The following is a 24113-nucleotide window of genomic DNA, read 5'->3' on the forward strand; positions in this document are numbered from 1 at the left end:
GGGAAACCCTGATGTGCTCCCCCGCGATCGGTCGTCCCGCTCAGTGACGACCGCGGGCATTGAGCCGGTCGAGCAGCAACGCCTCGCTCAGCACCGAGCGCTTGTACACGCCGAGGTGGAGGGACTCGTTCGGGCTGTGCGCCCTCGAGTCGGGATCCTCGACGCCGGTCACGAGGATCTGGGCGTCGGGGAAGACGTGAACGAGATCGGCGATGAACGGGATGGAACCACCGATGCCCATGTCGACGGCCTCGCGGCCCCAGGCATCCGCCATGGCGGCCTTGGCCTCGGTGACGGCCCAGCCACTGGTGTCGACGAGGAACGGATCTCCGAGCTCCACCTTGTCGATGGCGACCTCGGCCCCGAAGGGAGTGTTGCGCTCGATGTGCTCGGTGAGCACCGCCAGGGCGTCCGTCGCGGTCTGTCCCGGCGCGATGCGTGCGCTGACCCGGACTGCCACCGACGGCAGTAGCGTGTTGGACGCGTTGCCGACGCTGGGTGCATCGATACCGGTCACGGTGATCGCCGGCTGCGTCCAGATGCGACTCAGGAAGCTGCCGTGACCGATGGGCGAGACGGGGTCGAGCAGGCCGCTCTCTGCACGCAGCTGCGATTCCGGATACTCCGGCGTGTCCGCATCGCGTCCGATGAGGCCGGAGACGGCGACGGAGCCGTCTTCAGCGTGGAAGGTGGCGAGGAGACGCACCATCGCGAGCATCGCATCCGGGACCGCTCCCCCGAACATCCCGGAGTGCACCGCATGCGAGAGCGTGCGGATGGTCAGCCGGAAGGCCACGTTGCCCCGCAGGCCGACCGTGAGCGCCGGCGTCTCGAGATCCCAGTTGCCAGAGTCGGCGACCACGATGACGTCGGCGGACAGAGCCTCGCGGTTCTGCTCGAGGAAGTGCGCGAAGGAGAGCGATCCGGCCTCCTCCTCCCCCTCGATGAAGATGGCGAGTCCGAGGTCGAAGTCCGTGCCGTGGGCCTCGACGAGGGCGCGGATCGAGGCGACGTGCGCCATGACGCCGGCCTTGTCGTCGGCGGCGCCACGACCGTAGAGGCGGTCCCCTCGCACTGTGGGTTCGTACGGAGCGCTCTCCCACTCCGCGGAGTCGCCCGGAGGCTGCACATCGTGGTGGGCGTAGAGCAGGATCGTCGGAGCGCCGTTGCGCGCGGGACGCGCAGCGAGAACGGCCGGGTTGCCCAGCGTCTCACCGTCGGCGACGGGCGCCTGGATGATCCGCACCTCGTCGAAGACGCCCAGTCCGCGGAACAGCTCCGCGACAGCCTCGGCACTCGTGTGCACGTGGGCCTGGTCGAAGGCCGGCCACGACACGGAGGGGATGCGCACGAGGTCGCAGAGGTCGGCGATGGTGCTGGGGAAGTCCGTCTCGATGGCCTCGCGCACCGCATCGTGGCCCGTCGTCGTCGATTCGCTGTCAGCTGGGAGTCGCTCATCCGTCATGTCGTCGATTTTAGTGGTCGACGGCTGCCCCGACTCCCTGTCCGTCGGCACGCCGCTCCCCCAGCTTCACCGGGTACTCTGGACTCCTACCGATTCCAAGGACTTGATGTGGCCAAGCAAACCGCGCCTCAGGGCGCCGAACCCGTGACCGAGACCGTCGACGAGACGGCCGCCCGGCTGGCCTCCTCCGCGACGAAGCAGGGCAAGGGTGCCCCTACTCCCACGCGCAAGGAGCAGGAGGCGGCACGCAAGCGCCCGCTCGTCTCCGACAACCGCAAGGAGGCCTCCCGCCAAGCCAAGATCAAGGCAGCCGAGGCGCGCGAGAAGCAGCGAGCGGGCATGGCGGCCGGCGACGACCGCTACCTCCCCATGCGCGACCGCGGACCGCAGAAGCGCTACGCCCGTGACTACGTCGACGCCCGATTCAACATCGGTGAGTTCATGCTCCCGGTGATGGCCCTCGTCATCGTGCTCACCTTCATCCCGAGCTACGAGATCCAGATGTACGGCATCTTCGCGCTCTGGGGGTTCTTCCTCATCGCCGTGGTCGACTCGATCATTCTCGGCTTCAGCCTCACCAAGCGGCTCGCGGCCAAGTTCGGCGCCGAAAAGGTCGAGAAGGTGCGCTGGTACTCCGCCATGCGTGCCCTGCAGATGCGCTTCATGCGCCTGCCCAAGGCACAGGTCGCTCGTGGGGCGTACCCGAGCTGACAACTCCGACGATCAGAAGGCCGCATCCGAGCAGCTCGGATGCGGCCTTCGTCGTTCCAGCGGCAGTGAGCGGCAATGAGGTCGTGTCGCGTGTCAGCTCGCGGCGGCAGCGTAGGCGCCGACCCTGAGGCACGGCACGCGGGACTCCTCGTCGGTGAGTGATCCGTGCTGGCCGATCATCGACCGGGGCGCCAGGTTCGCCTCGCGGGAGTCGTAGTAGGCGATCAGCTTGCGCGCGGCCACGATCACGTCGCCGATGCGTGGGAGAACCTCGGCCGCGACCTCGCCGAACAGGCCGGCCGCCACGGCCTCAGCGCGGGTGTAGACCCAGGCGCGATCGCCCTCCGACTCCCGCCAGGCTGCTGCGAGGTCGTCGGCCGCCGTCTCAGCGGCATCCGGCTCCAGGTAGAGATAGAGGCAGCGCGGATCTCCCCCGATGTGCCGCACTCCGTGGATGAGCTGGGGAGCCGTGTCGAAGAGCACGTGCCTGGCGGCCGGAACATCGACGACGCCGTGATCGGCAGTGACGATGAGGCCGGCGGATGCCGGAAGAGACGCGGCGAAGCGGGAGACCTCGGCATCGAGTGCCTCGAGCTCGCCGATCCACTTGTCCGAGAGCCAGCCGCGTGCGTGCGCCGCCATGTCGAGTTCCGGCACGTAGACGTAGACGAGTGCCCGCCCGTTCTCCGCGACCACGCGGAGGGCAGCGTCGAAGCGGGCCGCAATCGAGCCGGCGGACACGTACTCGGCCCCGCGCAGCAGCGCATGGCTGAGTCCGGAATCGGCGAAGCGCGACGGGCCGACCGCGAAGGCCGGGATGCCGGACTCCGCCGCAGATTCGAACTGGGTCGGGAGTCGCTGCCAATCTTCAGGGCGCATGTCGTCGTCCCAGCCGCTCAGCTGGTTGACGACGCGGTCGTGGGCCGCGTCGAGAACCCTGTACCCGACGAGACCGTGGGAGCCCGACGGCGCTCCGGTGCAGAGGGAGCCGAGGCCGACGGCGGTCGTGGCCGGGAAGACCCCGGGCAATGACGCCTTCTTCGTGAGCCGCGAGGCGAGAAAGCGCGCATGGCCCGCCGAGGCCCGCAGGTTGGCTGTGCCGAGTCCGTCGACGAGCAGCACGATCGCATGATCGACGGCAGGGAGTCCGAGCGGATTGGCGGCACCGGTGATGCTGGCGCGGCAACTTGCCAGAACGTCGGCCAGCCGCGGGGCTCCGGATTCGCGTGAAGGTACCATGGGCATCGCGCTCAGTCTCGCACAGCACGGCCCAGCCGTCGTGCGGCGACGATGCCCCAGAACGAGCCCCACCAGACGAGAAACCACGGATGACCCCGCGCCAGAACTCCACACCCGAGACCCAGTCGGTCGAACGCATCGAAGACGTCGACGTCGCCACCGAGATGCAGGGCTCCTTCCTCGAATACGCGTACTCGGTCATCTACTCCCGGGCTCTCCCCGACGCCCGGGACGGTCTCAAGCCGGTGCAGCGCCGAATCCTGTACCAGATGAGCGAGATGGGTCTGCGCCCAGACCGGGGCCACGTGAAGTCGGCCCGTGTCGTCGGCGAGGTCATGGGCAAGCTGCATCCGCACGGCGATACCGCCATCTACGACGCCCTCGTGCGCATGGCGCAGGCGTTCACCCTGCGCGTGCCCCTCATCGACGGCCACGGCAACTTCGGTTCTCTCGACGACGGGCCGGCCGCGGCCCGTTACACCGAGGCGCGGCTGGCGGCCACGGCCCTGGCGATGACGGAGGGCCTCGACGAGGACGTCGTCGACTTCGTTCCCAACTACGACAACCAGCTGACGCAGCCCGACGTGCTGCCGGCCGCCTACCCGAACCTTCTGGTGAACGGCGCGAGCGGCATCGCCGTGGGCATGGCCACCAACATGGCGCCGCACAACCTCATCGAGGTGGTCGCGGCCGCCCGGCACCTTCTGGCGCACCCCGATGCCTCCCTCGACGACCTCATGGAGTTCGTCCCCGGCCCCGACCTGCCGTCCGGCGGCACCATCGCGGGCCTCTCCGGCGTGCGCGACGCGTACGCGACCGGCCGGGGCAGCTTCAAGACCAGGGCGAAGGTACGGGTGGAATCGATCACGGCGCGCAAGACCGGCCTGATCATCACCGAGCTGCCCTACCTCGTCGGTCCCGAGAAGGTCATCGAGAAGATCAAGGACGGCGTCAACGCCAAGAAGATCAGCGGCATCTCGGATGTCACCGACCTGACCGACCGCACGAACGGCCTGCGTCTCGTCATCGGGATCAAAACCGGATTCAGCCCCGATGCCGTACTCGAGCAGTTGTACCGCCTGACGCCCCTCGAGGACTCCTTCAACATCAACGCCGTCGCCCTCGTCGACGGCGGCCCGCGCACTCTCGGACTGCGTGAGCTTCTCGTCGTGTACGTCGAGCACCGCGTGCTGGTCGTCACCCGCCGTTCCCGGTACAGGCTCGACCGTCGTCGCGAGCGGCTGCACCTGGTCGAGGGCCTCCTCGTCGCCATCCTCGACATCGACGAGGTCATCCAGGTCATCCGCACCAGCGATGAGACCGAACAGGCGCGCACGCGCCTCATGGACGTGTTCGACCTCACTCACGTGCAGGCCGAGTACATCCTCGAGCTGCGCCTGCGGCGCCTCACCAAGTTCTCCCGCATCGAACTCGAGGCCGAGCGCGACAAGCTCAAGGCCGAGATCGCCGAGCTCGAGACCCTGCTCGCCAGCGACGCGCGCATCCGCTCCCTCGTCTCCGATGAACTCGCCGAGATCGCCGACAGGTTCGGCACCCCGCGCCGCACCCTCCTCACCGAGGCGAAGCCGAGCATCGCCGGGGCAGCGGCCAAGCGTGCTGCCGCCATCCTCGAGGTGGCGGACGCCCCCTGCCGCGTGTACCTGAGCGCCACCGGGCGCATCGCCCGCGTCGACCTGGTCGCGCGCGATGAGGACGCGCCGGCCGCTCCGGCGCGCCAACGTCGCCGCAGCAAGCACGACGCCCTGCTCTCGACGCTCGACACCACGAGCCGCACCGAGATCGGTGCCGTCACCAACCGCGGCCGCCTCGTGCGCTTCTCCCCTGTCGACCTCCCCGTGCTTCCCGAGACCTCGGTGCAGCTCGGCGCCGGCGTCAAGGTCGGCGACTACCTGGCGCTCAGCGATCGGGGCGAGAAGGTGCTCGCGATCGTCTCGCTCACCAGCGATCGGTCGATCGCCCTCGGGACCCGTCACGGCATCGTCAAGCGCGTCGCCACAGGCCCCTACCCCAGTCGACCCGACTTCGAGGTCATCGCCCTGAAGAAGGGCGACGAGGTGGTCGGTGCGGTCCAGGGCGGCGAGACCGACGAGCTCGTCTTCGTGGCGACGGATGCGCAGCTGCTGCGCTTCCCGGCCGCATCCGTGCGCCCCCAGGGGTGCCCGGCCGGCGGAATGGCCGGGATCAACCTCGGTGCCGACGCCACGGTCATCCACTTCACGTCGATTCCCGCCGACCAGCGCGACGATGTCGTGGTGGCCACGGTGGCGACCGGCAGCGAGACGCTGCTGGGCACAAACCCCGGAACCGCGAAGGTGAGCGCCTTCGACGAGTTCCCGGCGAAGGGTCGCGCCACCGGAGGCGTGCGCGCCCAGCGCTTCCTCAAGGGGGAGGGCGCGCTCGCGCTAGCGTGGGTCGGTCGCGATCCGCTCGCCGTCGGCTCGGACGGCTCGGCGCGCACGCTGCCGGAAGCCGGTGCCAAGCGGGATGCATCCGGAACCCCCCTCGACGCGGTCATCGGAGCTATCGGCACCACGATCGCCTGACCTCGCCGAGCTGAGCGCGTCAGCCGTCGGCCCTCTCGGCGACAGTCCTGATGCCGTCGAGCATGTCCCGCCAGTTCTCCGCCGAGTGCTCGGCTGCCTCGGCGGTCGGGTTGTTGTCCTGGTCGAGCTCGATGCGGGTGCCACCGTCGACGGCGAGCAACTCGAAACGAAGCGTGTGGTAGTTCTCGGGTACGTCGGGCTGGCCGGTCATGGGACTGAAGTGGGTCACGACGAGCCGCCAGGGTTCCTCGACCTCGAGCACGCGGCCGTGGTCCTCGAAGGACTTCCCCTCCCACTCGCCGAGCCAGCGGATCTCGGCTCCGAGCGCCCAGTCGCTCACGATGCGAGCACCGGCGAGGATCTCCGGATGCGGGTCGGAACCGGTGAGCACGTCCCAGACGACCTGTGGCGGCGCGGCGATGAAGGCGTCAGCGTGCGCGGTGAAGTCGGCCATGGCTCCGACGGTACGCCGAGCACGTCGCCGCCGCTAGACGGGCCGGGGCCGTCCCACGCCGTATCGCGGGGGTCCGCGCCAGTACAGGTGGCGCAGAGCCCCGGGAAATGGCGCGCCGGGCGCCTCGCCGGGCGCCTAGGCGTCGATGCTCTCGCGGGAGAGCCTGTCCGAGCTGTCGACGATGAACTCCTTGCGTGGCGCGACGTCGGTGCCCATGAGCAGCTCGAAGACGCGGCCGGCGTTCTCGGCGTCGGAGACGTTCACCCGGCGCAGGGTGCGGTGCTTGCGATCCATGGTGGTCGTCGCGAGCTGATCGGCGTCCATCTCGCCGAGGCCCTTGTAGCGCTGGATCGGGTCCTGGTACTTCTTGCCTTGCTTGCCGAGCGCCGCGAGCACCTTCTGCAGCTCGGCCTCCGAGTAGGTGTACAGCGTGTCGTTCGGCTTCGAGCCGGGGTTCATCACCACGACGCGGTGCAGCGGCGGCACGGCGGCGAAGACTCGGCCGTTCTCGATCATCGGACGCATGTACCTGAAGAACAGGGTGAGCAGCAGCGTGCGGATGTGGGCTCCGTCGACGTCGGCATCGCTCATGATGATCACCTTGCCGTAGCGGGCGGTCTCGAGATCGAAGCTCCGACCCGAGCCGGCCCCGATCACCTGGATGATCGAGGCGCACTCTGCATTGCCGAGCATGTCGGCGACGCTCGCCTTCTGCACGTTCAGGATCTTGCCCCGGATGGGGAGCAACGCCTGGTGCTCGCTGTCGCGTGCCAGCTTGGCCGTGCCGAGAGCGGAGTCGCCCTCCACGATGAACAGCTCGCTCTGGGCGACGTCGTTCGACCGGCAGTCGACCAGCTTCGCAGGCAGCGACGAGCTCTCCAGCGCATTCTTGCGGCGCTGGGTCTCCTTGTGGGCTCGGGCGGAGATGCGCGACTTCATCTCGGCGACGACCTTGTCGAGCAGCAGGGCCGACTGCGCCTTGTCGTCACGCTTGGTCGAGGCGTAGCGCTCCGCCATGGCCTTCGCGACGACGTTCGCGACGATGGCGCGCACGGCCGGCGTGCCGAGCACCTCCTTGGTCTGGCCCTCGAACTGCGGCTCGGGGAGGCGCACGGTCAGCACGGCGGTGAGGCCGGCGAAGATGTCGTCCTTCTCGAGCTTGTCCGTTCCTGCCTTGAGCCGCCGAGCGTTCGCCTCGACCTGTTGGCGCAGGAACTTCAGCATTCCGGCGTCGAAGCCGGCCTGGTGCGAGCCGCCCTTGGGGGTCGAGATGATGTTCACGAAGCTGCGCATGACGGTGTCGTAGCCGGTCCCCCAGCGCAGCGCGATGTCCACGGTGCACTCGCGCTGCAGCTCGGTCGGAATCATCGCGCCGGTGTCGCTGAGCACGGGAACGGTCTCGGTGAAGCTGCCGGTTCCGGTCAGGCGCCAGGTGTCGGTGAGAGGAGCATCGGGGGCGAGGTGCTCCACGAACTCCGAGATGCCGCCGTCGAACTTGAACTCGTCGGTGTGGGGCTCGAAGCCGCGTTCGTCGGTGACACGGATGCCGAGGCCGGGAACGAGGAACGCCGTCTGCCTGGCGCGGCCGAGCAGTTCCTCGGTCTGGAAGTCGGCTCCCTTGGTGAAGATCTGACGATCGGCCCAGTAGCGGATGCGGGTTCCGGTCACGCCCTTCTTCACCTTGCCCACGACGCGCAGCTCGCTGGTCTTCTCGAACGGGGTGAACGGGGCATCCGGACTCTTGGTGTCTCCGGTGTCGGCGAACAGCCCGGGCTCGCCCCGGTGGAACGACATCGCGTAGGTCTTGCCGTCGCGATCGACCTCGACATCGAGTCGTTCCGACAGGGCGTTGACGACGGATGCGCCGACGCCGTGCAGTCCCCCGGACGCCGCGTACGAGCCTGAGCCGAACTTGCCGCCGGCGTGGAGCTTGGTGAAGACCACCTCGACGCCGGAGAGTCCGGTCTTCGGTTCGATGTCCACGGGGATGCCTCGGGCGCGGTCGCGCACCTCGACGCTGGAGTCAGGGTGCAGCGTCACGTCGATCTCGGTGCCGTGGCCGCCGAGTGCCTCGTCCACGGAGTTGTCGATGATCTCCCACAGGCAGTGCATCAGGCCGCGGGAATCCGTCGATCCGATGTACATGCCCGGGCGCTTGCGCACGGCTTCGAGTCCCTCGAGGACGGACAGGTGCCGGGCGGAATAGTCACTGCTCACGTCAGTCAACCCTAGGCGAGCACGGGCCATCCCCCGGACCTGACACCCGGCCGTGAGAAATGTCACAATCCGTACGCGCAGAGCGAAATGCTGCGGCATCACGGCTGATTCGCCCGAACCGCGTGTTTACATTGAGTCACGGATCTTCAGGTCGATACGAAAAGGAGGGTCAGTCAATGTCACAGATCGTTACCCCGAACGGTGCCGTCGATGAACTCGAGACGGCTCACCAGCTGACCGCTCTCGACCGCTGCGATGCGTGCGGCGCTCAGGCCTACATCCGCGTGGTCGTCACCAGTGGTGAGTTGCTGTTCTGCGCTCACCACGGTCGCAAGCACCAGGAGAAGCTGGCCTCCATCGCCCACAGCTGGCACGACGAGTCCTCGCGACTCCTCGAGAACTGACCCCACCGCTTCGTCATCACGAAGAAGAGCCGCCCGATGCATCGCATCAGGGCGGCTCTTCTCGTTGTGCGGATGGCCTCGAGCGGTCAGTCGGCCTCGAGGCCGAGGCCGGTCAGGATCTGATTGCGCGCCGCGACCGCATAGTCGTCGACGGATGCCGCCCGCTCGCCCCGGCGATAGGTCAGGCCGCGCCGCTCGAACATCGACGTGAGCAGGTGGTCGGCCAGGGCGGGGTTCTTGGCCAGCACCGGCCCATGCAGGTGGGTGCCGATGACGTCGCCCATCACGACGCCCTCCTGCGAGGAATCGCGGCCGTTGCCGCTTCCGCGCAGCACCCGACCGAGCGGAGAGCCCTCGGCACCGACGTAGTCGCGGGCGTGATTCTCGAAGCCGACGATGCGCCCGAAGCGACTGGTGAGCACGACGTCTCCGCTCACGCGCTCCTGGCGGGGAACGCCGCGTCCGGCGAGGATCCCCAGGCCCTCCACGACGCCGCCGATCGTGCGCTCGACGCCCCAGCTGATGAGTTCCCAGCCTGTTCCGACCGCGAGGATGGGAACGCCTGAGGTCGACCAGACCCTCAGCTGCTCCTGGATCTGGAGCAGGAGGTCGCGCGCCGGCACGAGGTCTGCGTCGGAGCCGGAGCCGATGACGACGGCGTCGACGGTCTCCGGCAGATCGGTTGCGGTCTCGACCGGCACGATGGTGGCGATCGCGCCGGCCCACTCTGCTCGTCTGGCCAGCACCCGGGCGTTCTCGGCGTCCCCGTTGGTGTTCAGGAGGCTGGGTGCGATGACGGCGATGGTGAACGTCTCACTCATGACGACTCCCCCTCCGAGGTCAGGCCGAGGTGAGCGCGGGTGCGACGCATCGAGTCGGCCGAGAAGACGATCGTCTTGACGCCTGTCGCGGGCATCGGGAGGGCGAGGAAGTCGTCGACGGCCCGGCCGAGGTCGGTCTCCACCCTGGCGATCTCGACATCGTCGTAGCTCAGCTGGAGGGCGAGTTCCCACGCCTTCGAGCCGCTGACGATGTCGACGTGGGCGACCCGGGAGGTGTCGACGGGCCAGAAGTACGACGGATCGCGTACGTCGGAGCCGATGGCGAACAGCACCGGTGCCCCTGGCTCGAGAGTGTCGATGTTCAATTGGTAGCTGGCCGGATTCTGCACCAGCACGAACTCGACCTGCTGGCCCCGCACCTCGACGACCTCGCCGCGGCCGAACACCGGAGGGATGGAGCCGACTGCGGCCACCGCGACGTCGACGTCGAAGTCCGGCCCGAGCACGGCGCGAGCCGTGCTCAGTGCCGCCGCCGCATCGGTCGCATAGTGGACACCGCGCGCTGGCAGCCCGACGGTGTGCTCGTCGCCGTCGATCAGCATCGCTGCCGTGCGGCCGGAGACCGCGCCCACGACGATTCCCGACGGGTCGATGAGCCGCTCGGCTGCCAGGCGCGCATGACCGAGGCCATGCGGAGCTGCGTCGAGCACGGCGGACGAGACGCCGAAGCGCTCGACCGAGACGCCGGCGGGAACACTCGAGGCGAGTTGCACCAGGTAGTCGTCGTCGGCATTGACCACGACGGCATCCGTCGCCCTCGCGGCGATCGTCGTCAGCATCGTCGCCACCATCTCGGAGTCGTGGAAGCGGTCGATCTGGTCGACCATCACGTTGGTCAGGGCGACGACGCGCGGCGAGAGCTCGCCCGCGATGAGGGCGCCGTGGCCCTCGTCCATCTCGAGCACGGCGATGTCGTCATGGATGCGACCCTGCAGGTCGGCCGCCTCGAGCAGAGCAGAGGTGAGACCTTGCGAGATGTTGGCCGTCGACGGATTGGTGAACACCGAGCGTCCGTGAGCGCGCAGCACGGCCACGAGCATCTTCGTCGTAGTCGACTTGCCGCTCGAGCCGGACACGATCACGAGGCCATCGCGGAACGAGTTGAGAGTCGTGGCGAGGTAGCCGGGGGCGACCTTGTTCACCACGAGTCCCGGCACGGCAGAACCGCCGCCCGGCTTCCTCAGCCGCGCGAGCGTCCTGACCGTGCGACCGATGACGATCGCCGGCACATAGCGCACCAGTGGAGGCTTACTCGAGGTAGTCGCGCAGCGACTGCGACCGCGACGGGTGGCGGAGCTTCGCCATCGTCTTCGACTCGATCTGACGGATGCGCTCGCGCGTCACCCCGAAGGTGTCACCGATCTGGTCGAGCGTCTTGGGCATGCCGTCCCCGAGGCCGAAGCGCATGCGGATCACGCCGGCCTCGCGCTCGGAGAGCGAGTCGAGCAGGCTCTCGAGCTGCTTCTGGAGCATGGTGAAGCCGACGGCGTCGGCGGGCACGACTGCCTCGGTGTCCTCGATGAGGTCACCGAACTCGCTGTCGCCGTCCTCGCCGAGCGGAGTGTGCAGCGAGATCGGCTCGCGACCGTACTTCTGCACCTCGATGACCTTCTCGGGGGTCATGTCGAGCTCGCGGCTGAGCTCTTCCGGCGTGGGCTCGCGGCCCAGGTCCTGGAGCATCTGGCGCTGCACGCGGGCCAGCTTGTTGATGACCTCGACCATGTGCACGGGAATGCGGATGGTACGGGCCTGGTCGGCCATGGCGCGGGTGATGGCCTGACGAATCCACCAGGTGGCGTAGGTCGAGAACTTGAAGCCCTTGGTGTAGTCGAACTTCTCGACGGCACGGATGAGGCCCAGGTTGCCTTCCTGGATCAGGTCGAGGAACTGCATCCCGCGGCCGGTGTAGCGCTTGGCGAGGGAGACCACGAGGCGGAGGTTCGCTCCGAGCAGGTGGCTCTTGGCGCGGGCGCCGTCCTTCGCGACCCACTGCAGCTCACGGCCGAGAGACGACTTCTTCTCGACCTCGCTGAGGTGGGACAGCTTCTCCTCGGCGAACAGGCCGGCCTCGATGCGCATCGCGAGCTCGACCTCTTCGGCCGCGTTCAGGAGCGCGACCTTTCCGATCTGCTTCAGGTAGTCCTTGACAGGGTCGGCGGTGGCGCCGGTGATGGCTGAGGAGTAGACGGGAACATCGTCCTCGTCATCGACGAGGGAGAGGCGGAGGGCTCCGGTGGGAAGCGGCTCGACAGTGGCGACGGGCTTGGTCTCGTCGTCCTCGAAGTCGTCGGCATCCTCCTTGACCGCGGCGGTGTCGACGGTCTCGATGGCGGCGGTCTCGAGTACGACCTCCTCGCCCTCCTCGGGCTCGTCGGACGTGGCCTTGGCCTTGCTGCGCGTCGTGGCGCGCTTGGCGGGGGCAGCGGCGGTGCCTGCTGTCTTCTTGGCCGGCGCCTTCTTCGGCGCCGCCGTGGTGGTCTTGGCTGCCGCAGCGGTGGTCTTCTTCGCTGCAGCTGTGGTCTTCGGGGCGACGGTTTCCGTCTCCTCGGTCGCAGCGGTGGCCGCGGCGGACTTCGTGGTTGGCATTCGTACACCTCTCACAGGGAGGGACGCCGGTGACGACTTCCCCCGAGTGGCCGCATCCGGATGCCGGGAGCATCCGATCGTGGCCGAAAATGGACATTACTAGGACCCATGTCAAGTCCGAAGTGCTCCCCCGGAGCTCGCCGCGTGCGGATCGAACTGGGGGTGCCCGGAGATGAACGGGTCCTATTGACAATTATTGCACGGTTTATTAGGAGCACTCGCCTAATGGCGTTCCCCACGGTGCTTCCATGCCGCTACCAATGAAACCCAGATGGGCCCAACCTCTATTCCCTCGTCGGCGAGCACGCGCTGGCGAGTTCGGCGGCGTGCCTCGAGGAGGAATCCCACGCCGATGCCGACGACGACGTACTGGATGGCGAAGGCCCAGCGGAACGACGTCAGGGAGTAGAGATCGCTCGCCTCGCCGCCGGCGGTGCGCACGGCATCCTGGAGGTCCAGGATGATGCCGATGAGGAAGATCATGACGAAGCTCGCGAGGAACCCACCGACGTTGACGACGCCGTTCGCCGCTCCGAGGCTCCGCATCGGATTGAAGGTGCGCGCGAAGTCGAAGCCGATGAGCGACCCGGGGCCGCCCACGCCGATGACGACGAGCACGACCATCACCACGCCGATGGGCGGCTGCCCGGGCCACAGGAGGAGGATCGTCCACGCCACCGCCATCGCGGCGACGATGCCGAGCACGATGTTGGACCGGCGCAGCGGATATCGGGCCGTCAGGATGCCGAGGAACGGACCTGTCGCGATTCCGGCGCCCACGAGCAGCAGGAGGAGCTCTGCGGCGGTCTGCTGGTCGTAGCCGAGCCCGAACACCAGGAACGGGAAGCCCCAGAACAGGCTGAACACGGTCCCGGGCGACTGGGTCACGAAGTGCGACCAGAACCCCAGCTGCGTGCCCGGCCGGCGGAAGGACTCGACGAGCTGGCGGACCGCCACCCTGATGTCCGTGGCCCGGTGCTCGTCGCCCGTGCCCGCCGGGCGGTCCTTGAGGGCGATGAATCCGAGCACCAGGCCGAGCGCCGAGACCGAGGCCGCGGAGACGAAGGCCGGAGACCAGCCGAAGTTGCGCAGGAGCCATGCGAACGGAAGGGCGGACAGCACCTGTCCGAGCTGGCCGATGTTGCCCACCCACTGGGAGAGCTGCGGAACGATCCGTCCGCTGAACCAGGAGCTCACCAGCCGGATGAGCGAGACGAAGACCGTCGCGTCTCCCGCGCCCACGAGGATGCGTCCGATGACAGCGACGCTCAGGGAGGGTGCGAAGGCGACAACCAGCTGACCGACGACCATCACCGCTGTTCCCAGCAGCATCAGCGTGCGCGGCCCGAAGCGGTCGATGAGCACGCCCACGGGGATCTGCATGGCCGCGTAGACGGCGATCTGGACGACGGCCAGTGTGGACAGCGCTGCGGCCGTGACGTCGAACCTGTCGGCCGCTGCCACACCGGCGACGCCCAGAGAGGTGCGCTGCAGCACGGCGGAGAGGTACAGGAACGCTCCGACACCGAAGACGAACCACGATCGGCGGGAGTTCACTGCATCGACCCTACGCCTCCAGATCGCAGGAGCGAAGGCGGGAGGAGGCTCAGAGGCCCGTCGGCGGATCCTCGCGGTCGCGCCTGAAGGCCAGGAACTTCTCGAGTTCGGCAGCGATGTCGTCGGCGCTCGGCACCTCGCCGTCGGAGTCGGTGAGCGGCGAGTGGAGTGTGGTGCCCTCCATGTAGCTGTCGTGGCGCTCCTCGAGGTTGGACACCAGCTTCGACAACTCTCCGTTCTCGCCCATCTGCTCGCCGAGTCGGCCGACGAAGTCACGGCCCTGCTCCCGCAGGCTGTCCGTCGGGAAGATGTGGCCCGTCGCCGCGCTCACGGACTCCAGAGCCGTGATCGCGGCCAGTGGATACTCGGTGTCGGACAGGTAGTGCGGAATCAACAGCACGAAGCCGACGACCGAATCGCCGCGTTCCTGCAGGCGGTACTCGACGAGGTGCAGTGCCGTCGCCGGAACCTGGGTGCGGGGTCGCCAGATCGACATCGCCTCGATGAGGTCGGTGCGGTTGCCGCTCACGGTCACGCGGATCGGACGGGTGTGCGGCACGGGCATCGGGATGGAGTGCACCCACGTCGTCGTGCTCACCGCGAACCTGTCAACGATGTCGAGCACGGCCGCGGCGAAGCGCTCCCACTGGAAGTCCGGCTCGAATCCCGTGAGCAGCAGGAAGGGCTGCCCGAGTTCGTCCCGGGCGAGCGAGAGCGTGAGCCGCGACGGCTCGTACGCAGTGAGGTGGTCCTCGTCGAAGGTGACGATGGGGCGTCGCGCCCTGTAGTCGAGAAGGATGTCGGCGTCGAACTCGGCGATCGTCACCGTCTCGAGCGAATCGAGGATGTGCGCGGTGAACTGCGACACGGCGCTGCCTGCATCCGCGAACCCGGTGAGACCGGCCACCAGGTGCAGGCCGTCGGGGACGTCCGATGCGTCGGGAGTCAGCTCGTACAGGCCACGGGGATCACGCATCCTCCAATGCTACGGCGACCCTCGTCACCCACTCCCGCCAGCGGTGCCGAGAGGACGACGCCGAGAGCGAACACCGACACTGCGTACGATCGGAGCATGACTTCAGCAACCCTCTCCTTCTCCTCAGCACCCGTCACCGAGGCAGCCGTCGACGTCGTCGTCATCGGCGCCCGGTCGGTCGACGGCTCCGTGGAGCTCGTCGCGGACCCCGCATACGCCGGCATCGCGGAGCATCTCGACGCGCTCGGAGTGACCGGGGCTGCAGACCAACTCGTGCGCACAGTCGACACAGTGGGTACCGCGCGGACGATCGCCATCATCGGTCTGGGACGGGGCACGGATGCGGCCGCCCTCCGCGCCGCCGCCGGTTCCGCTGCACGCCAGCTCACCGGGATCGACACCCTCGCCTTCGCCATCCCGACCGATGGCTCCGCCGATGCCGCCGCCATCGCCGAGGGAGCCGTGCTCGGCGCCTACGCGTACACGGCATACAGGCACGCCTCGCTCGAGAAGACGAAGACCCCCGCATCGAGCATCGTCGTGCACACCACGGTCGCGCCGGCTGAGGAAGAGCAGGCACGGATCGGCGCTGTCGCCGATGGCGTCAATCTGGTGCGCGACCTCGTGAACGCACCCCCGTCGGACCTCTACCCCGAGAGCTTCGTCGACCGTGCCGGAGAGGCGATCGGAGAGCTGCCCATCGACGTCACCGTCTGGGATGAGGCCCAGCTGGCAGACGACGGCTTCGGCGGCATCCTCGGTGTGGGCAAGGGATCCGCGCGCCCTCCGCGCCTGCTCAAGCTCGCCTACTCCCCCGCCGCGGCGACCGCGCACCTCGCCATCGTCGGAAAGGGCATCACCTTCGACACCGGCGGACTCTCGCTGAAGCCGCCGGTGCCGATGATCGGCATGAAGAGCGACATGGCCGGTGCCGCGAACGTGCTCGCCGTCATCGTGGCCGCAGCACGGACCGGACTGCCCGTGAGACTGACCGGCTGGCTGTGCCTCGCCGAGAACATGCCGTCAGGCAATGCAGTTCGGCCGAACGACGTGCTGAGCATCAGAGGCGGGACCACCGTCGAGGTCGTGAACACCGACGCCGAGGGGCGCCTGGTGATGGCTGACGGGCTGGTCGCGGCATCCGAGGAGTTCCCGGATGCGATCGTCGACGTCGCGACCCTCACCGGCGCCCAGGTCGTCGCGCTCGGCCATCGCTACTCGGCGGTCATGGGCGAGGACGAGCTCGTCGCGCGCGTGATCTCGTCCTCCGCCTCGGTCGGGGAGCCGTTCTGGGCGATGCCGATCCCCGAGGAACTGCGCGCGCGTCTGGACTCGGGAGTCGCAGACATCAAGAACGCCACGCCCGGGGATCCGGCTGCGGGGATGATGCTCGCCGCCGCGTTCCTCAAGGACTTCATCGGGAAGACCGCCGATGGCGATGCCATGATCCCGTGGGCGCACCTCGACATCGCGGGAGCGGCTCTCAACGAGGGCAAGCCGTTCGGCTTCACCGGGCCCGGTGCCACCGGTGTCTCGGTGCGCACGCTGCTCGCGCTGGCCGAGTCCTTCACGAGCAAGTAGTACGCTCTTAGAGGCGAGTTTCCGCGCTCGCCCACGATCGTCTCCCCCTGATCCCAACCGGATGCTGGGCAGCCGATCTTGCACGTCCTTACACAGGTCTCGAAATCAAGGGAGTAGCTGGGTGTCGGAGCAGTCGTTTGACATTGTCGTTCTGGGTGGAGGAAGCGGTGGCTACGCCACTGCGCTGCGAGCTGTCCAGCTCGGCTTCACCGTCGCCATGATCGAGAAGGACAAGGTCGGCGGCACGTGTCTGCACCGCGGCTGCATCCCGACCAAGGCGCTGCTGCACTCGGCCGAGGTGGCCGACTACTCCCGCGAGTCCGCGAAGTACGGCGTGAAGACCACGTTCGACGGCATCGACATGACCGCCGTCACGGCCTACCGCCAGGGCATCGTCGACAGCAAGTACAAGGGTCTGCAGGGCCTCGTCAAGGCCCGCGGCATCACGACGATCGCCGGCGAGGGCAAGCTCACCTCCCCCACGACGGTTCAGGTGGGCGATGACACGATCACCGGCAAGCACATCGTGCTCGCCACGGGCTCGTACTCGCGTTCCCTCCCCGGACTCGAGATCGGTGGCCGCGTGATCACGAGCGAGCAGGCCCTGCAGCTCGATTTCGTGCCGAAGAAGGTCGCCATCCTCGGTGGCGGCGTCATCGGCGTCGAGTTCGCCAGCGTCTGGAAGAGCTACGGCGCCGAGGTGAGCATCATCGAGGCTCTCCCGCACCTCGTCCCCAATGAGGACGAGTCGGTCTCGAAGCAGTTCGAGCGGGCCTACCGCAAGCGCGGCATCGAGTTCTCGCTCGGCGTGCGATTCCAGAGCGTGACCCAGAACGACCAGGGCGTCGTCGTCACCCTCGAGGACGGCAAGACGATCGAGGCCGAGCTGCTTCTCGTCGCCGTGGGTCGCGGTCCTGTCACCAGCGGGCTCGGCTACGACGAGGTCGGCATCACCATGGACCGCGGCTTCGTCATCACGAACGAGCGACTCGCCACGAACATCCCCGGTGTGTACGCCGTCGGCGACATCGTGCCCGGCCTGCAGCTCGCGCACCGCAGCTTCCAGCAGGGCATCTTCGTCGCCGAGGAGATCGCCGGCCTCAACCCGATCGTCGTCGAGGACCTCAACATCCCCAAGGTCACGTACAGCGACCCCGAGGTCGCCTCGATCGGCTACTCGGAGGCCAAGGCGAAGGACAAGTTCGGCGCCGATCAGGTCACGAGCTACGACTACAGCCTCGGCGGCAACGGCAAGAGCCACATCATCGGCACGACCGGTTCCGTCAAGGTCGTGCGTGTCAACGACGGCCCGATCGTCGGAATGCACATGATCGGCGCCCGTGTGGGAGAACTCATCGGAGAAGCCCAGCTCGCCGTCAACTGGGAGGCATACCCCGAGGACATCGCTCCTCTGGTGCACGCTCACCCCACTCAGAACGAGGCGCTGGGCGAGGCCTTCCTCATGCTGGCCGGAAAGCCGCTGCACGCCATCTGATCCGCGGGCGACACGCCTGAGCGCCGTCGCCCCAAGAACGCACGACCACTCGCGGCCCCGGCCGACCAGAACGCAATAAGCTACCAAGCAAAGAAAAGCTTGTGAAGGAGACAATCGCATGAGCGAATCCGTCAGCCTCCCGGCACTCGGAGAGAGTGTCACCGAGGGAACGGTCACCCGCTGGCTCAAGAACGTGGGCGACCGCGTCGAGGTCGACGAGCCGCTGCTCGAAGTCTCGACCGACAAGGTCGACACCGAGATCCCCTCGCCGATCGCCGGAGTGATCGAGTCGATCCTGGTGCAGGAGGACGAGACCGTCGAGGTCGGGACCGCGCTCGTGACCATCGGTGACGGATCGGGTGGCGGAGACGCTCCGGCAGAGGAGCCTGCAGCCGCAGCTCCTGCAGCCGAGGCCGCTCCGGCTGAGGCTGCTCCCGCAGCCGAGGCTCCTGCCGCTCCGGCCGAGGTTCCTTCCACCGAGGCTCCGGTCGAGGCCGAGGCTCCTGCCCCGGCAGCCGAGGCTCCTGCAGCACCGGCACCTGCACCGGCCGCCCCGGCTCCCGCAGCCGAGGCGCCCGCCGCTCCGGCACCGGCCGCTCCGGCACCGGCTGCTCCGGCTCCCGCTCCGGCCGCCGCACCTGCTGCTCCCACTCCGGCCGCCGCACCTGCTGCTGCTCCCGCACCTGCTGCTGCACCCGCACCTGCTGCCGCTCCCGCATCCTCCGGGTCCCACTCGGGTGGCGGCTATGTCACCCCGATCGTTCGCAAGCTCGCGAACGAGCAGGGTGTCGACCTGGCCACGATCACCGGTACCGGTGTCGGCGGACGCATCCGCAAGCAGGATGTCCTGTCGGCTGCATCCGGAAGCGCAGCCGCTCCTTCGGCTCCGGCCCTCGAGGTCTCGCCTCTGCGCGGAACCACCGTGCCGATGACGCGCCTGCGCAAGGTCGTCGCCGAGCGCGCCGTCGCCTCGATGCAGCAGACCGCCCAGCTCACCACCGTTGTCAAGGTCGACGTCACGCGCGTCGCCCAGCTGCGCGACAAGGTCAAGGGCGAGTTCCAGCAGAAGACCGGCCAGAAGCTCTCCTTCCTGCCGTTCTTCGCCCTCGCGGCCGTCGAGGCGCTGCAGGCGTTCCCGATCATCAACTCGACGGTCGACGGTGACTCCATCGTCTACCCCGGCCACGAGAACCTGGCCATCGCCGTCGATACCGAGCGCGGTCTGCTCACTCCTGTCATCAAGGACGCAGCCGCTCTCGACCTGGCCGGCTTCGCCGCGCAGATCGCCGACCTCGCCGGCCGCACTCGCGACAACAAGCTGAAGCCCGACGAGCTCGCCGGCGGCACCTTCACGCTGACCAACACCGGTTCGCGTGGCGCGCTGTTCGACACGCCCGTCGTGTTCCTTCCGCAGTCGGCCATCCTCGGCACGGGCATCGTCGTCAAGGAGCCGACCGTCGTCAGCCAGGACGGTGTCGACGCCATCGCCATCCGGTCGATCGTCTACCTCGCCCTCTCGTACGATCACCGCATCGTCGACGGTGCGGATGCCGCTCGCTACCTCACCGCGGTCAAGACGCGCCTCGAGGCAGGCGACTTCGAGGGCGACCTCGGCATCTAGGGTTCACCCCTCGAACACCTCGCGCAATCGCCACCCGGCCTCGCCCTTCATCAGAAGGAGCGAGGCCGGTGGTGTCTCCGCGGTCGGGCCGGCCACGAGGACGATGGCGGCGTCGCCCGTGCGTCCGACGAGGGTGATCGCATCGGACGGCTGAAGGGTCGAAGGCTGCCCGCCCTCGGACAGGGCGTGGCGGTCGGCCTCGGCGAGGGGCGATGACGCCTGATCCACGGAGCCGAGACACCCCGCATCCCGCTGCTCCAGACAGATCTCCCGCAGCATCAGGAGAGCTCTGGCGGCAGCGACCGGATCGTCGGCCGTGACCGCTGGTTGCTGGCTGCCGGGGTCGGGAGGTGCGGTGGTGGACGCACCGGCACCTTGCTGCGGCGACGCCTCCGGTGAATGCGGTGCTGGCGGGGCTGCGGCGGACGACGGTGGCGGAGGTGTTCCCTGCGCAGCCGGCGGCACCAGGCTGAGTGCGGTGCCGGCGCCCACGACTATCAGCGCACCGGCGAGAACAGCCGGACGTCGGTGTCGCCTGAGGAACCCCTGTGTCGAGCCGGCCACTCTCCTCGGCGCCAGGAGCAGCCTCGCACGCTGGATCGTGCGGGTGATCCCGAAACGGGTCGGCCCGACCTCGTCCTCCTCGTCATCAGGCAGCGCGGGGCGCCGGCCGCTCGACGGCGCCAGCCGTGCCGGGACGACGGCTCCGAGCGACGCGCCGTCGACCGTCGAGAGGACGACGGGTCGCGCGGGCGCCCAGTCGAAGACGCGAGCCTCCAGTTCGGGGAGACGATCCGTCATCGGATGGTCCTTCTCGTGCATCCTCAGCCATCCGAGGAAGCCCGGGTCGTCGTGGCGGGCCAACACGAGCACGTCGGCGATGAAGTCGCCGAGATGAGAGAACTCCGCGCGCAGGGCGTCGGCCACTCTCACGCCCTCGGCCGCCGGGCTCGCCGCCGAGAACGAGGTGATCACGGGTCGACCGCCCCCATTGAACCGGATCGACGACGGCACCAGCTCCCCCAGCGCCCACCCGGCCGTCCTGGCTGCAGCCGCAGTGGCGATGACGGCGCCCAGGACCGTCACGAGCTCACCGGCCTGAGGGCGTCGTTCGGCCGTGAGCCATGCGGACAGTGTGGGGCCGTCGAGCTTGTCGAGAACGAGACAGATCGACCCATCGCGGAGCGTCGCGACGTCGTGGAGTCGTGGCACGCATGCCGCCTGGACCGAGCCGAGGATCGCGATGTCGACCGCACTCGAGCCGGCATTGACCGCCGGGAACAACTTGAGGGCCACGGTGCTCCCCGCTGTCCCCGAGCCAGCCGCCTCTCCGACATGTCCGAGGTGCACCTCGGCGCGGCGTCCGGCACCGAGACGCCTCAGCACTCGATAGCCGGCGAGGCGCGTGGAGTCGTCTCGAGTCATGCGTCCACCTTCTTCGGGCATGCTGCGAGCCGGCGGCGCATCGGGCGCTTCGGTGGATGCGGCTTCGCAATCGACTGCCGGGAAGGAGTCCCGCCCGGCGGTCACGACAGGTTCGCCCACGGCGTTTCCCATCCGTCACGAAGGGGCTCGTCGACTCGGTATCCTTGAGCCATGGCACGCAAGTCGGACACGTCGTCCACTCCGAAGGAACCCGGTCGCTTCAAGCAGATGTGGCAGGTCTTCCAGATGACCCGTCGCTACGACTCGAACGCGGTCTGGATCATGCTCCTCGGGTTCCTGGCTCCCGTCGTCGTCGGCCTGGGCTTCGCCCTCTGGCTCGGCGAGGGCAACGGCTTCACCATCGCCCTCTGGATCATCGCCGGTGTCCTCGGCGGTCTGCTGATCGCCCTCGTGGTGCTCGGTCGTCGTGCCGAGAAGGCCGCCTACTCGCAGATCGAGGGGCAGCCCGGAGCGGTCGGTGCCGTGCTGCGCAGCTCGCTCCGCCGCGGCTGGGTGGGCAGCGAGATGCCCATCTCGGTGAACGGAAAGACCCACGACGCCGTCTACCGCGCCGTCGGACGCGGCGGTGTCGTCCTCATCAGCGAGGGTCCCATCAGCCGCACCCAGCGCATGCTCGACGACGAGAAGCGCAAGGTCAGCAAGGTCGTTCCGAACGTGCCGATCTCGACGCTCTCCGTCGGACCGGATGCGAACGCCGTGCCCCTGCACAAGCTGTCCCGGTCGCTCGTCAAGATCAAGCCGAAGCTGACCAAGGCCGAGGTCCTCGCGGTGAACAACCGCCTGACGTCGATGGCGAAGACCGGCCTGCCGATTCCCAAGGGCATCGACCCGAACAAGGTCCGCGCGCAGCGTCGCGCCTGATCAGACGCGCAGGAGGATCGTTCCGGCGATCTTGTCGTGGAACCCGCGCTGGTCGGAATCCCAGACGAGCGCCGGGAGCACGATCGTGAGCAGGACCGATCGCACGATCGGGCGCCAGATCCCGACCCAACCGCCGGCGATGGCGACGACCCGCATCCCGAGCAGGCGGTGCCCGATGCTGCCCCCGATGGTCGGGATGAAGATGACCTGCAGCACGAGGAAGACCACCGGGGTCAGCCAGGTGTACGTGAACGAGTTGTAGCTCGCGAAGAGCAGCGTGATCAGCATGGCACTGCCCCAATCGATGCACAGGGCGATGATGCGGCGGCCGGCGCGTGCGACGGAGCCGGACCCATCTCTCGGCACGCCGAGGCGCTCACCGGGATAGCTGCTGGGGGCCAGGTCGCCGAAGGTCCGAGGATTTGACGCGGGGGTGCTCACTCCACGAGTCTAATGAGACGGCACGGCCGTAACATGCCTGAAACAATCGCGACACTGCAGGGAAACGGCCTCCCAATACCCTCATGAACAGTTGCGCTGTGCAGCCATCGGTTCCAGTCCTAGGAGAAGTCCTACATGTTCACAGACTCGTCTGAAGTCCTCGCATTCATCAAGGAGACGGACGTCAAGTTCCTCGACATCCGTTTCACCGACCTTCCGGGTGTGCAGCAGCACTTCAACATCCCGGCGTCGACTGTGGATGAGGAGTTCTTCACCGTCGGCCAGTTGTTCGACGGATCGTCCATTCGCGGCTTCGCGAACATCCACGAGTCGGACATGCAGCTCATCCCCGACGTGACGACCGCGTACATCGACCAGTTCCGCATCGAGCGCACGCTGATCATGGTGTTCGACATCTACAACCCGCGCAACGGCGAGATCTACTCGAAGGACCCGCGTCAGGTCGCCAAGAAGGCTGAGAAGTACCTCGCCTCGACCGGCATCGCCGACACCGCATTCTTCGCCCCCGAGGCCGAGTTCTACATCTTCGACGACGTGCGCTACGAGGTGAACCAGTACTCCAGCTTCTACTCCGTCGACTCCGAAGAGGGTGCCTGGAACTCGGGCCGCAAGGAGGAGGGCGGAAACCTCGCCAACAAGACGCCGTACAAGGGCGGATACTTCCCGGTCTCCCCCGTCGACAAGACCGCCGACCTGCGCGACGACATCTCGCTGAAGCTCATCGAGGCCGGCCTCATCCTCGAGCGCTCGCACCACGAGGTGGGCACCGGTGGTCAGCAGGAGATCAACTACCGCTTCGACACCATGGTGCACGCGGCGGACGACATCCTGAAGTTCAAGTACATCGTCAAGAACACCGCCGAGCAGTGGGGCAAGACGGCCACCTTCATGCCGAAGCCGCTCTTCGGCGACAACGGCTCGGGCATGCACACCCACCAGTCGCTGTGGAACGACGGCAAGCCGCTGTTCTACGACGAGGCGGGCTACGGCGGGCTCTCCGACCTGGCGCGTTGGTACATCGGCGGCCTGCTCAAGCACGCCCCCGCCGTTCTCGCGTTCACGAACCCGACGGTGAACTCCTACCACCGCCTGGTCCCCGGCTTCGAGGCGCCCGTCAACCTGGTCTACTCGGCCGGAAACCGCTCGGCCTCCATCCGCATCCCCATCACGGGAACGAACCCGAAGGCCAAGCGCATCGAGTTCCGTGCACCGGATGCCTCCGGCAACCCGTACCTCGCCTTCGCCGCCCAGCTCATGGCCGGACTCGACGGCATCAAGAACCGCATCGAGCCGCACGAGCCGGTCGACAAGGACCTCTACGAGCTGCCGCCGGAGGAAGCCAAGAACATTCCGCAGGTTCCGGCTTCGCTCGGCGCGGCGCTGGATGCCCTCGAGGCGGACCACGAGTTCCTGCTCGCGGGCGGCGTCTTCACGCCCGAGCTCATCGAGACCTGGATCGACTACAAGCGCGAGAAGGAGATCAAGCCCCTCGCGCAGCGTCCGCACCCGTTCGAGTTCGAGCTCTACTACGGCGTGTAGTCAGCACTCGTCGACGACACCGGGCCGCATCCCTTCGGGGGTGCGGCCCGTTCTCGTTCTCGTTGTCGGCTCGGCCGGCTCGGCCGGCTCGCC

At 68.0% G+C, this 24113-nt stretch carries 19 protein-coding genes; 8 read left to right on the top strand and 11 right to left on the bottom strand.

Features of this window, described 5'->3' with window-relative positions; translation table 11 throughout:
• Nucleotides 1-40 precede the first annotated feature (40 nt).
• Nucleotides 41-1465, bottom strand: a complete 1425-nt coding sequence (locus tag ASC59_RS04180; protein ID WP_055818625.1) for a dipeptidase — start codon at nucleotides 1463-1465, stop codon at nucleotides 41-43.
• Nucleotides 1466-1573: 108 nt separating this feature from the next.
• Here ASC59_RS04180 and ASC59_RS04185 point away from each other — a divergent pair, with 108 nt between their 5' ends.
• Nucleotides 1574-2176: a DUF3043 domain-containing protein gene (locus tag ASC59_RS04185; RefSeq protein ID WP_055818627.1), complete on the top strand. Its 603-nt coding sequence runs from the start codon at nucleotides 1574-1576 to the stop codon at nucleotides 2174-2176.
• A 93-nt stretch (nucleotides 2177-2269) separates the two neighbouring features.
• Here ASC59_RS04185 and ASC59_RS04190 read toward each other — a convergent pair whose 3' ends face one another.
• Complete coding sequence (locus tag ASC59_RS04190) at nucleotides 2270-3421, bottom strand: alkaline phosphatase family protein (protein ID WP_235492569.1); 1152 nt, start codon at nucleotides 3419-3421, stop codon at nucleotides 2270-2272.
• An 83-nt stretch (nucleotides 3422-3504) separates the two neighbouring features.
• Between ASC59_RS04190 and ASC59_RS04195 the strand changes: the two genes are divergently transcribed.
• Nucleotides 3505-5979, top strand: coding sequence for a DNA gyrase/topoisomerase IV subunit A (locus ASC59_RS04195; protein ID WP_055818630.1), 2475 nt, complete (start codon nucleotides 3505-3507; stop codon nucleotides 5977-5979).
• 19 nt (nucleotides 5980-5998) lie between these two features.
• Here the strand turns inward: ASC59_RS04195 and ASC59_RS04200 are convergent, their stop codons facing one another.
• Nucleotides 5999-6433 (bottom strand): SRPBCC family protein, encoded by a 435-nt coding sequence (locus ASC59_RS04200; RefSeq protein WP_055818633.1) that lies wholly within the window; start codon nucleotides 6431-6433, stop codon nucleotides 5999-6001.
• Between the two features lie 135 nt (nucleotides 6434-6568).
• On the bottom strand, nucleotides 6569-8650 hold the full coding sequence (locus ASC59_RS04205) for a DNA gyrase/topoisomerase IV subunit B (RefSeq protein ID WP_235492570.1): 2082 nt from the start codon (nucleotides 8648-8650) through the stop codon (nucleotides 6569-6571).
• 176 nt (nucleotides 8651-8826) lie between these two features.
• Between ASC59_RS04205 and ASC59_RS04210 the strand changes: the two genes are divergently transcribed.
• Nucleotides 8827-9054: a DUF7455 domain-containing protein gene (locus ASC59_RS04210; protein WP_055818636.1), complete on the top strand. Its 228-nt coding sequence runs from the start codon at nucleotides 8827-8829 to the stop codon at nucleotides 9052-9054.
• A gap of 86 nt (nucleotides 9055-9140) precedes the next feature.
• Here ASC59_RS04210 and ASC59_RS04215 read toward each other — a convergent pair whose 3' ends face one another.
• The 5 genes from ASC59_RS04215 to ASC59_RS04235 all read right to left on the bottom strand — a co-directional run bounded on the left by ASC59_RS04215 (nucleotide 9141) and on the right by ASC59_RS04235 (nucleotide 15015).
• Nucleotides 9141-9875, bottom strand: coding sequence for a type 1 glutamine amidotransferase (locus tag ASC59_RS04215; protein ID WP_055818639.1), 735 nt, complete (start codon nucleotides 9873-9875; stop codon nucleotides 9141-9143).
• The gene (locus ASC59_RS04220; RefSeq protein ID WP_055818640.1) at nucleotides 9872-11134 is read right to left on the bottom strand and encodes a Mur ligase family protein; all 1263 of its coding nucleotides are present in this window, start codon (nucleotides 11132-11134) and stop codon (nucleotides 9872-9874) included. Before ASC59_RS04220 ends, ASC59_RS04215 begins: the two co-directional genes overlap by 4 nt.
• Before the next feature lie 10 nt (nucleotides 11135-11144).
• Nucleotides 11145-12482 carry an RNA polymerase sigma factor gene (locus ASC59_RS04225; protein WP_055818642.1) on the bottom strand — a complete coding sequence of 446 codons (1338 nt, stop codon included), beginning with the start codon at nucleotides 12480-12482 and terminating at the stop codon, nucleotides 11145-11147.
• Nucleotides 12483-12704: 222 nt separating this feature from the next.
• A complete protein-coding gene (locus tag ASC59_RS04230) occupies nucleotides 12705-14039 on the bottom strand; it encodes an MFS transporter (RefSeq protein ID WP_055818644.1) in 1335 nt (444 codons plus the stop codon).
• Nucleotides 14040-14088: 49 nt separating this feature from the next.
• Entirely contained in the window at nucleotides 14089-15015 is a 927-nt protein-coding gene (locus ASC59_RS04235; protein WP_055818646.1) for a proteasome assembly chaperone family protein, read from the bottom strand.
• 96 nt (nucleotides 15016-15111) lie between these two features.
• Here ASC59_RS04235 and ASC59_RS04240 point away from each other — a divergent pair, with 96 nt between their 5' ends.
• From ASC59_RS04240 to ASC59_RS04250, 3 genes are all read left to right on the top strand, one after another.
• Entirely contained in the window at nucleotides 15112-16596 is a 1485-nt protein-coding gene (locus tag ASC59_RS04240; protein WP_055818647.1) for a leucyl aminopeptidase, read from the top strand.
• Between the two features lie 121 nt (nucleotides 16597-16717).
• A complete protein-coding gene (lpdA, locus tag ASC59_RS04245; protein ID WP_055818649.1) occupies nucleotides 16718-18091 on the top strand; it encodes a dihydrolipoyl dehydrogenase in 1374 nt (457 codons plus the stop codon).
• Nucleotides 18092-18209: 118 nt separating this feature from the next.
• Complete coding sequence (locus ASC59_RS04250) at nucleotides 18210-19712, top strand: 2-oxo acid dehydrogenase subunit E2 (RefSeq protein WP_055818651.1); 1503 nt, start codon at nucleotides 18210-18212, stop codon at nucleotides 19710-19712.
• Between the two features lie 3 nt (nucleotides 19713-19715).
• Here the strand turns inward: ASC59_RS04250 and ASC59_RS04255 are convergent, their stop codons facing one another.
• Nucleotides 19716-21137, bottom strand: coding sequence for a hypothetical protein (locus ASC59_RS04255; protein ID WP_157487916.1), 1422 nt, complete (start codon nucleotides 21135-21137; stop codon nucleotides 19716-19718).
• Nucleotides 21138-21308: 171 nt separating this feature from the next.
• Between ASC59_RS04255 and ASC59_RS04260 the strand changes: the two genes are divergently transcribed.
• Nucleotides 21309-22019 carry a DUF4191 domain-containing protein gene (locus ASC59_RS04260; RefSeq protein WP_055818655.1) on the top strand — a complete coding sequence of 237 codons (711 nt, stop codon included), beginning with the start codon at nucleotides 21309-21311 and terminating at the stop codon, nucleotides 22017-22019.
• Here the strand turns inward: ASC59_RS04260 and ASC59_RS04265 are convergent, their stop codons facing one another.
• Nucleotides 22020-22460 carry an RDD family protein gene (locus ASC59_RS04265; RefSeq protein WP_055818657.1) on the bottom strand — a complete coding sequence of 147 codons (441 nt, stop codon included), beginning with the start codon at nucleotides 22458-22460 and terminating at the stop codon, nucleotides 22020-22022.
• A gap of 135 nt (nucleotides 22461-22595) precedes the next feature.
• On the opposite strand from ASC59_RS04265, the gene glnA reads away from it, so the two are divergent.
• On the top strand, nucleotides 22596-24020 hold the full coding sequence (glnA, locus tag ASC59_RS04270) for a type I glutamate--ammonia ligase (protein ID WP_055818659.1): 1425 nt from the start codon (nucleotides 22596-22598) through the stop codon (nucleotides 24018-24020).
• Nucleotides 24021-24113 lie beyond the last annotated feature (93 nt).

It is taken from the genome of Leifsonia sp. Root1293, assembly GCF_001425325.1.
GTDB lineage: Bacteria > Actinomycetota > Actinomycetes > Actinomycetales > Microbacteriaceae > Orlajensenia.